General features: G+C 32.9%; 4 protein-coding genes and 1 tRNA gene. 2 read left to right on the forward strand and 3 right to left on the reverse strand.

Going from position 1 to position 9,393, the window contains the following annotated elements; all coding sequences use genetic code 11:
* The first annotated feature begins 1,437 nt into the window (after positions 1 to 1,437).
* A complete protein-coding gene (locus tag ACP6PK_RS21640; RefSeq protein ID WP_426562544.1) occupies positions 1,438 to 1,878 on the forward strand; it encodes a response regulator in 441 nt (146 codons plus the stop codon).
* Positions 1,879 to 2,413: 535 nt separating this feature from the next.
* Here ACP6PK_RS21640 and ACP6PK_RS21645 read toward each other — a convergent pair.
* Entirely contained in the window at positions 2,414 to 3,331 is a 918-nt protein-coding gene (locus ACP6PK_RS21645; protein WP_426562546.1) for a glutaminase, read from the reverse strand.
* Positions 3,332 to 3,952: 621 nt separating this feature from the next.
* On the opposite strand from ACP6PK_RS21645, the gene ACP6PK_RS21650 reads away from it, so the two are divergent.
* On the forward strand, positions 3,953 to 4,633 hold the full coding sequence (locus ACP6PK_RS21650; RefSeq protein WP_426562548.1) for an SDR family oxidoreductase: 681 nt from the start codon (positions 3,953 to 3,955) through the stop codon (positions 4,631 to 4,633).
* A gap of 426 nt (positions 4,634 to 5,059) precedes the next feature.
* Here ACP6PK_RS21650 and ACP6PK_RS21655 read toward each other — a convergent pair.
* Together ACP6PK_RS21655 and amt are read right to left on the reverse strand one after the other, a co-directional pair.
* A tRNA-Leu gene (locus ACP6PK_RS21655) sits at positions 5,060 to 5,141 on the reverse strand.
* A 241-nt stretch (positions 5,142 to 5,382) separates the two neighbouring features.
* On the reverse strand, positions 5,383 to 9,021 hold the full coding sequence (amt, locus tag ACP6PK_RS21660; protein ID WP_426562550.1) for an ammonium transporter: 3,639 nt from the start codon (positions 9,019 to 9,021) through the stop codon (positions 5,383 to 5,385).
* Positions 9,022 to 9,393: the final 372 nt, after the last annotated feature.

Consider the following 9,393-nt stretch of genomic DNA (forward strand, 5'->3'; position numbering starts at 1 on the left):
ATTGATAATTGATAATTGATAATTGATAATTGATAATTGATAATTACCTCTCCCTCAAAGGAAGAGGATTGAATAAAAGGAAAGTTTTTTCTGGTTTCCCCTTGAAAGGGGAGGCTTTATACCTGAATTATTTAATTATTAAATTATTGAATTATTAATTATTCGGTAAACAAATCAGTTAAGGTTTTGGAAAGTTGACAATATCATTGATTTTTCATTGTAAGTAGGGTTTGCTGATTAAATATCAAAGGATTTACCGATAAAGGTTTTAGCCTTTTTAGGATTAATATAGAGTACAGAGATTTAGGTTTAAAGGAAGAAGGCTCATATTATCTAGAAGAGAAGCAAGAAGTTTTGTAGTCTACCTTTGTGAAAACTGCTATAAAAAGTACCTGCTTTTCAGCTCTTGTTGTTCAAAAAGGAGCGCATTTTTAGTGCATAGTTGGGCAAAAAAAATTACTCCCCTACTCCCCTACTCCCCTACTCCCGAAAAAAGACTTTTTCAGCAAACCATAAGTATTTCCTGCGGAATGCTAATAGCTGACTGCTTACCCATATATAGCAAACATTTTATAGCAATCAGGAATGAGATGTGAGAATTTTTATGATAGTTAGTTTGAGGTGAAAAGCTGAAAAATCATGACTCCTGACTCCTAAATGCCACTAAAATCTTATAACTGAAATATGATTGCTATAGTATTTAAAATAATAGCAAATCTGGTGTACTAAGATGATATTCAAAAAAGTCAAAGTTAAATTTAAAATTGGTGCTTATGATTTTGGTATTGAGGTAAATAACTGATAAAAACCAGATTTGAGCTAACTACTTTAAACTTTCGGCTCAATACTCAATCTCAATATTTCCTGACTAATTATTACTCTAATGAATAAATCTAAAACTATTGACAGATAAAAAATTTAGCATTTTTATATCTGGAAAAAGTGCAAGGTTTTCAATCTAAAAAGCTTAAAAAGTTAGGATTTTAGGGTGACGCGAGGCAGAAAAATCAAGGGATAAAATATCCGAAATATCCGACGACCTCCTCACTCATTCCTCCTGACTCCTACTCCTACGACTTATACTTTTTCAGCAAACCCTAATTAGTCCATAAATATGGAAAATCCATAATTAATTTCACAATCTTCAATAAAAATGCAGGATTTTCCATGATAAAAGTGTATGATAATTATAGGCAGATATGGTACTATGATTTCTAAGTGCCACAAAATTTTGAAAATAAGTCAGCAAATTTAATCAACTTTTGCTGAAAAATAGAATTTTTAACTAATTCAGTGAATTAAGCCTGTAAGTGGGAAAAGACTCAGGGATGCAAGTATCAGATACCCCACTCAGGTTAAAGCTACTTATCGAAATAAATATCAATCAATATCTAAATCAAATTCGGCTGCAGATCCTAATACTTTTACTTTATAGTTATGCTTAACAAGAAAGTCTTAATAGTAGATGACTGTGAAACTGTCAGAAAACTATGTTCCCAGATCCTAGCAAAGATAGGATTAAATATTACATTAGCAAGTAATGGTTTAGAAGGACTAGAAAAAGTTAAATTAGAGCATCCTGACTTAGTGCTTTTAGACATTATTATGCCAGAAATGAATGGATATCAAGTTTGTCGTCAAATTAAATCTTATCCTCAAACTATGAATATACCTGTAGTTTTTTGTTCTAGTAAAAGTACAGAAGTTGATGCCTATTGGGCAATGAAACAAGGAGCTGATGGCTATCTCAGTAAACCTGTAAAAAAGAATGAATTAATGGCATTAATGGCGAGGTTTAATATTATTAAAAATGTGAGTAAAGAATATAGTAATCAGTGTTTTTATAAGCAGGGTCGTGTTAGGATTTTACCTATATAAATATAATATAAGTCTGAGTATATAGTCATCTTAAATCAGAATGAAATACTTTTTTTGCTTACACTCTCTAGATAGCAAGAAACCCTAGTCTCAATCTAAACTGAAATGATTATAAGTCTAGTTAGTTAATTTTTTGAATATTATTAGAGTAGCTACTAACTAAAAAATATCAAAGTCTCCTTTTGGAAAAAATATAACAATTTTCATTGCTAAACTAAAGTAAATAAGTAGGGCTTGTTGAAAAAGTATTATGGGTAAAGATAGGAGTCAGGAGACAGGAGAAATGGGGAATTTAGAGGAGACAGGAGCAAGAATTATCCCTTAATTTTTATGCCTCGTATCAAGCAAAAATCCTTACTTTATGCAGCTCTTTAGAATGAAAACCTTGTACTTTTTCCAGACCTAAAAAAGCACCTTGTTTCCTGTCAATCAAAAAGCTGGTACTTTTTCCAGACCTAAAATTGCTCAAACCTTTATCCATTAATGGTTTTAGATTTAATCAGCAAGCCCTAATTAAAACTAATTACATTTTTTTCTAACAAAAGACACTCGAATCTAAATTTCTAGAAATTACTTCTAATAGAAATAAACCTACTACAGAATTTCCTTGTCGATCTAAAGGAGGACTATAACAAACAATTACTCCTACAGTAGGAACTACTCCTAAAACAATTCCACTAACACTAGATTTAGTTGGAATTCCTATTTCTAGAGCATAACGACTTGATGCTTCATATAAACCACAAGTAGTCATTAATTCTTGAACTGTCAAACAGTATTTTTTCCACTCAGAATTAGGTGGCTTTACTAATAAAATCCCCAAATTAGCCACATCAAAAATACTGCCAGATAAACAACAGATTTGATTATAAGTATCTAAAGTAATTTCTGCATCCTTTATATAACCAGATTCTAATAACTTTTGAGCAATAGCTCGATTATTCTGATTAGGTAAAGAACGAACCGAAGCCAACATATTCTCATCTAAAAATAATTTACAAATTCCGTAATTATTAAACCAAGAACAAAAATTTTTACACCTTTCTGTAGCAGTATTTCCTGGCAATAAAGACGATAAAGCGATCGCTCCACTATTAATCATCGGATTTATCGGCCATCCCCCATCAGCTTCTAATTGTTCCAAAGAATTGAAAGGCTTTTCTGAAGGTTCTTTGCCAACTATATTAAATACAAATTCATTGCCAAATTTAGATAACAAATAAAATAACAAAAATGGTTTAATCACACTCATCAAAGGAACCTTAGTTTCCACATCTCCTAATGAAAGAATGTGATTATCAAGACTTCGTAAAACAACAGCAAAACTATTTGGGTTAGCCTCAGCAAGTAAAGGGATATAAGTAGGTAAATTTCCTGATTTAGTCTGAGCTAATGCTTCTTCTACCCAGACTTTTAGTTGCTGTTGATTAATGTTTGATAAATTATTAAACATAAATATATAGTAGGGAATAGGTAATAGAAAACAGAGAAGAATACAAAAGTGCGCCTTATGAAAAAGATAACTACTATATTCTATATTTTAAGAAACAGTAAAATTCTCACATCTTTCCTGATTCTAATTTTTATATATTGTCTGCAAAGTTTGAAAACTTTATAGTAGGAAATTCTTAATAGTAAAATATCTCTTACCAAAAAATAAAGCAAGAAAGCCTTCTATTTCAGAGTCAAAAAAGTCCGAGAATATTTCCTGATATTCAATTCCGTTACGATTTTTCTTGAGGTAATTATCTATTCATTATCCATTATCCATTAATGAACCTTTGTCTCTTGCTTTGAAAAATGGTGAAATTTATTTGCTACGACTACTTAATAGATATATTGTTAAACTGAAAGTCAAATAAATTAGTTAGAATACAAGAGTTATCAATCTTACTGCCAGGGAAAATGCAATTTATTTAATATAGCAATTCGCCCTTATGTTGTGACAATTTTTATAATAGTTAATTTGAGCTGGAAATCCTAAAAACTATGACTCCTGACTCCTGAATCCTGATTCCTAACTACCACCAAAATGTTACAACTTAAATAGGGTTGGTATATCTATTTATTTAACATGAAAAAGCTAATTGTAATTACAGGAGTAAGTCGGGGTTTAGGTAGAGCCATGACTGATGAATTTATTAACTTAGGTCATACTATTATAGGTTGCGCTCGTTCTAAATCTACTGTCGAAAATTTAACTAATCAATATCCTAATCCACATCAGTTTAGTTGTGTGAATGTAGCAGATGAAAATTCTGTAAAAGACTGGGCGAGCAAAACACTCACTAATTATTCACCGCCAGATTTATTAATCAATAATGCAGCTATAATTAATCAACCAGCACCTCTTTGGAAAGTTGATAGTCAGGAATTTTCCCAATTAATTGATATTAATATTAAGGGTGTGGCAAATGTGATACGTCATTTTGTGCCAGCTATGATTTCTAAGGGAAATGGTATTATTGTTAATTTTAGTTCTGGGTGGGGACGTTCGACTTCTCCAGAAGTAGGACCATATTGTGCTTCTAAGTGGGCGATAGAAGGTTTGACTCGTGCTTTAGCTCAGGAGTTACCTTCAGGAATGGCTGCTATTCCTCTTAACCCAGGAATTATTTATACTGATATGTTAGATATTTGTTTTGGAGAGGATGCAAAGTCTTTTACCCCTGTTGAGTCTTGGGTGAAAAAGGCTGTTCCTTTTTTGTTGAAGTTGAAACCCAAGGATAACGGGATACCTTTGACTATATCTTAAAACTTGATAGTTACTAAACCGACACAGCTAAAATTTTGCAGAGCGCTTTTTTCCCATATTGTTGATGCTTAAGAAAATGAAACTATGATTGCTCTATACGCAATAGTCAGAAAATTTCACTATTTGTCTCTTATAGCTGGGTGCTTCATAAAATGAAGATACTATTGCGACCTACGCAATAGAAGAGAAATTCCACTATCCACCTCCATCTCGTAGGAGCTTGAGAAAATGAAATTATTATTGCGACCTACGCAATAGAAGAGAAATTCCACTACTGACCTCCATCTCGCAGGTGCTTGAGAAAATGAAATTATTATTGCGACCTACGCAATAGAAGTATTGAACTTACACAGCTAAAACTCTGCATTAGCTTTTAACTTAAAAATTCTTACTTTTGAGTTTTGAGTTTTAACTTTTGAATTCTAATGCGGATGAAGGGACTTGAACCCCCACTTCCGAAGAAACTAGAACCTAAATCTAGCGCGTCTACCAATTCCGCCACATCCGCATAATTTTAATATAACACACAAATCAAAAATTTTTACAGTTACTGCCAATTTTTTTTTATGTCTTGCTCTACTGATTAACTCTTAAACCATTAACAATAAAGGCAACTGCCTTTTTGGATTAAAAAAAAGTATCAGACTTTCAGTCTCAAACGCTAAAAAAGTTAGTATTTTAGGCAAACAAGAGAAAAAAAATTATTCCCCCGCTCCCTTACTCCCTTACTCCCTTACTCCCCTACTCCCCTACTCCCCTACCTCCCCACTTCCCTGCAAAATATAAGCCTTCATTTCCCCCTTACCTTTTATATCAATAAATCCCCGTTCTGCAAATAAAAATTTTTGCTGCAAAATCAGATAAGTTGCCTCCGTCACTTGGATAACCCCTGGTATACCATGAGACTCCATACGACTAGCAATATTTACAGTATCACCCCATAGATCGTAGATAAACTTTTTACGTCCAATCACACCAGCCACCACCGGGCCAGTATTAATACCAATCCGGATACGAAAATTTTGTTCATGCTCATCAGCAAAATGAGCAACTTCCTCCAACATATCTATAGCCATCAGAGCGATCGCCTCAGCATGATTTTCCATAGGGTTAGGCAACCCACCCACAACCATATAAGCATCCCCAATAGTCTTAATTTTTTCCAAACCATACTTTTCTGCTAATAAATCAAACCTAGAAAAAATCTCATTTAACCAATAAACTAATTTCTCAGGATGAGCACAACTTGCCAACTCAGTAAACCCAACTAAATCTGCAAATAAAACTGTAACCTCAGCAAAGCCTTCTGCAATTGTTTCTTGATTTTCTTTCAATTTATCAGCAATAGGTTTAGGCAGAATATTTAACAATAATTTCTCCGACTTTTCCTGTTCTAAAAGTAAAGCTTGTTCTGCCTTTTTCCTTTCAGTTATATCACGACAAAGAGCCAATATTAAATTACCATTGCCTGCTTTTAATAAACCGAGACGTACCTCTACTGGAAAAGTTTTACCATCTTTGCGCTTATGAATTCCTTGTACAGTTATAGACATTCCAGGAATTAATTCTTGCCACTTCTTATAAATCTCTTCTGATACAAAATTTGTCTCAATATCTTCTACATAAAAATTCAATAACTCTGCACGAGTATATCCTAAACCTTGACAGGTACTTTGATTAACATCAACAATTTTTCCTTGTAGATCGTGAATAATAAAAGCATCTGCTGCTTGTTCCATAACAGCTCTAAATTTCTCCTCACTTTCTCGCAAAGCTGCCTCTGCTAATTTCCTCTCTGTTATATCTCTTATAGCACTTACTCTATGTTGATTACCACGATAAAAAAATACTTTAGCCTCTATTTCTATAGGAAAAGTAGAACCATCTTTTCTCAGCCCAAAAACTTCATAAGGTTTTTCATATCCAGAACTCAGATTTTGCCATACTAAATCTCGATATTTTGACTCAATTAACTCCAAACCATTCATCCCAATTATTTGCGATAACTCATATTTAAACATTTTAGTAGTTGCCATATTTGCATCAACAATTTCTCCTTGTTCGTGAATAATAATTCCCTCAAAAGTTGCTCTAGATAAACTCCGAAATCTTTGTTCATTTTCCTGAAGTTTTGCTTGTGATTCCTTTCTTTCAGAAATATCTCTAAAAGTACCTGTGTAGATTTTTTTTTGATTTAATTTAGCTCCCCTAACAGCAATTTCCATAGGAAATAAAGAATCATCATTACGAATACCAACTAATTCATATAGATTACCATTCTCAGCAATTTTAGATATCAGTTTTTCTGTATAATATTTTTTTTTATTAATTCTTTTTTCTATCTCTAAATCAATTTTATTATCTGCCAATTTTTCCTCTAATAAATGCAGAAAACTCGGAAAATCAGATTGCCAATTTTCAGGTTTAATATCCGGCAAATCAAATCTATAACAAGCATCTATAATTTCCCTAGTAGGAGAGGATATCAAATCTGAGTTAAGCCATAATTTTAATGGTTCTACTATTAATTCTTTTACTTCCGTAAATAAATCATCACTATCCATTTTTTCCATAGTCAATGGATTAATAGTAAAGTCAGCTATTTGATAAATAGACATTCCTACTAAATCTTGACTGTTGTAACCAAAAATTCTCTCGGCGCTAGGATTGACACTAATAATTTCCAGTCCTGGTTTAGTAAAAGTAATAATTGCATCTGTAGCGACTTTAATAATAGCATCATTTCTCGCAGTAACTTCCTCCAAAGCATCTATAACTTGATTATATCTTTCAGCAATTTGACCTACTTCTGTAAAAGGTTCAACAGGCACTCGTAAACTTAAATCTTTTGTGCGAGCTTGAGAATTCATTACTCTAAATAAATCTAATATTTCTGTTTTTGCATTGTGTTCAGAAACATTTAAACCAATATGTTCATCTTCTCTAGAAACCCGCAATAAAAAGAACTTATTTGTAATTAATAAAATTGGATATACAACACAAAATCCTAATATAAAACCTGCACAAACTCCCAATAATTGAACTGTAAATTGTTGACTTAAACTAAGACCAGTACCTAATATCTCTGCCTTTCCAAATAAAGCCACAGCTAAAGTTCCCCAAATACCCGCACCGAGATGAACTGGAATAGCTCCAACAGCATCATCCACACGAATTTTCTCTAAAGCTTGCTCTACCAAAATACTAACTACCCCACCAACAATACCAATGACAATGGCAGAAAAAGCTGTAACCGCATGACAAGCTGCTGTAATAGCAACCAGACCTGCTAAAGTTCCATTAATAAGTAGCTCAACACCAGGAATTTCTCTGATATACCAACCAATACCAAGAGCAGTCACCATTCCCGCTACACTAGCAAGAACTGTATTGACAATAATACCCGCCACTTGTCCATTTAATGCCAGGGTACTTCCACCATTAAACCCAAACCAACCAAACCAAATTAACATTGCTCCCAAAACTGAAAGAGGTAAGTTGGAACCATGAATTTTTTCTGGTGGGCGATCGCCAGGAAATCTCCCAGTACGAGGTCCAATAACCAATAAAGCTGCCAAAGAAACCCAACCACCAATACTATGGACAACAGTTGAACCTGCAAAATCAATAAAACCACGTTGTCCAAGCCAACCTGTTAATAAACCTGTATCAATTCCATTCCAGACCCAATGACCAAATATAGGATAAATAAAACCGGACACTATAAAGGAAACAAATAGATATGCAGAAAATTTCATCCGTTCAGCCACAGCACCAGAAACAATAGTTGTAGCTGTGCCACAAAACATAGCTTGGAATAAAAAGAAGGCCGCGTCAAAAGGTTGTAGATCGGTTGCTAGGAAGAAATTACTATGACCAATTATTCCAGTAGCAGAAGCTCCAAACATAAAGGCAAAGCCAAAACCCCAAAAACAGGCAACTGAAATACCAAAATCAGTTAAATTTTTAATAGCAACATTAATGTTATTTTTTGACCTAGTAAGTCCTGATTCTAAACACATAAACCCAGGCTGCATTAGAAATACTAATCCAGAGCAAAGTAAGAGCCACAAAATATCAATTGCTTCGTAAGTAGGCTGAGATTGTGAAGTTGATATATTGTTAAATCTAGGTTGATTTTTTCTGTTAACAACAGTTTGAGGATTATAGAAATTTTGGGGTTTGATAAAATCTTCTTCTAAAGATTGATAAAAAATGGATTTTTCTGGTTGAAACTTATAATTTTTCCATACTTTTCCTTCTTTTATCTGAGTTAGTTGTTGATGATTATCTTTATCTATATATATATTTGTTAGTGACCCGTGTAAAATGGTTAATGTTAGAGCCAGAAAGAATAAAATAACCCCTAAAATATATTTTCGACGCATGGATTCGGGTCTGAGAAATTTATTTAGTTAGTTTTATTTGTAGTAAGTCAGTATTTCCTACGGAATGCTACATAAAAAGCAGTCAGTTTTTAACTATTCGTTACTAGCACAATAGAGATAAAAAGTTGGAATTAGTATTTATAAACCTCGAAAATATTAAGATTATGGCTAATCAAAGACATCAAATAAACTGAGAAATTTACAAATCAAATTCTACAAATTTTCTCGACTTAATTGCCAAATTTGTTGTTGATTTTTATAGCTGAATACTTAATCTTTTGTATAGGAACCTAGATTTATGGGGATATTTGATAAAAATATATAGCAATCCGTGCATAGGTTGTGATAAATTAAAAAGTAGATAAAAAATTT

This window comes from Dapis hubbardiae BLCC-M172, from assembly GCF_050016015.1.
In the GTDB taxonomy this organism is placed as follows: Bacteria; Cyanobacteriota; Cyanobacteriia; order Cyanobacteriales; family Microcoleaceae; genus Trichodesmium.

Coding starts and splice junctions, on each gene's coding strand:
- ACP6PK_RS21645 (WP_426562546.1), bottom strand. CDS start 3,331: ATGTTTAATAATTTATCAAACATTAATCAACAGCAACTAAAAGTCTGG.
- ACP6PK_RS21650 (WP_426562548.1), top strand. CDS start 3,953: ATGAAAAAGCTAATTGTAATTACAGGAGTAAGTCGGGGTTTAGGTAGA.
- ACP6PK_RS21640 (WP_426562544.1), top strand. CDS start 1,438: ATGCTTAACAAGAAAGTCTTAATAGTAGATGACTGTGAAACTGTCAGA.
- amt (WP_426562550.1), bottom strand. CDS start 9,021: ATGCGTCGAAAATATATTTTAGGGGTTATTTTATTCTTTCTGGCTCTA.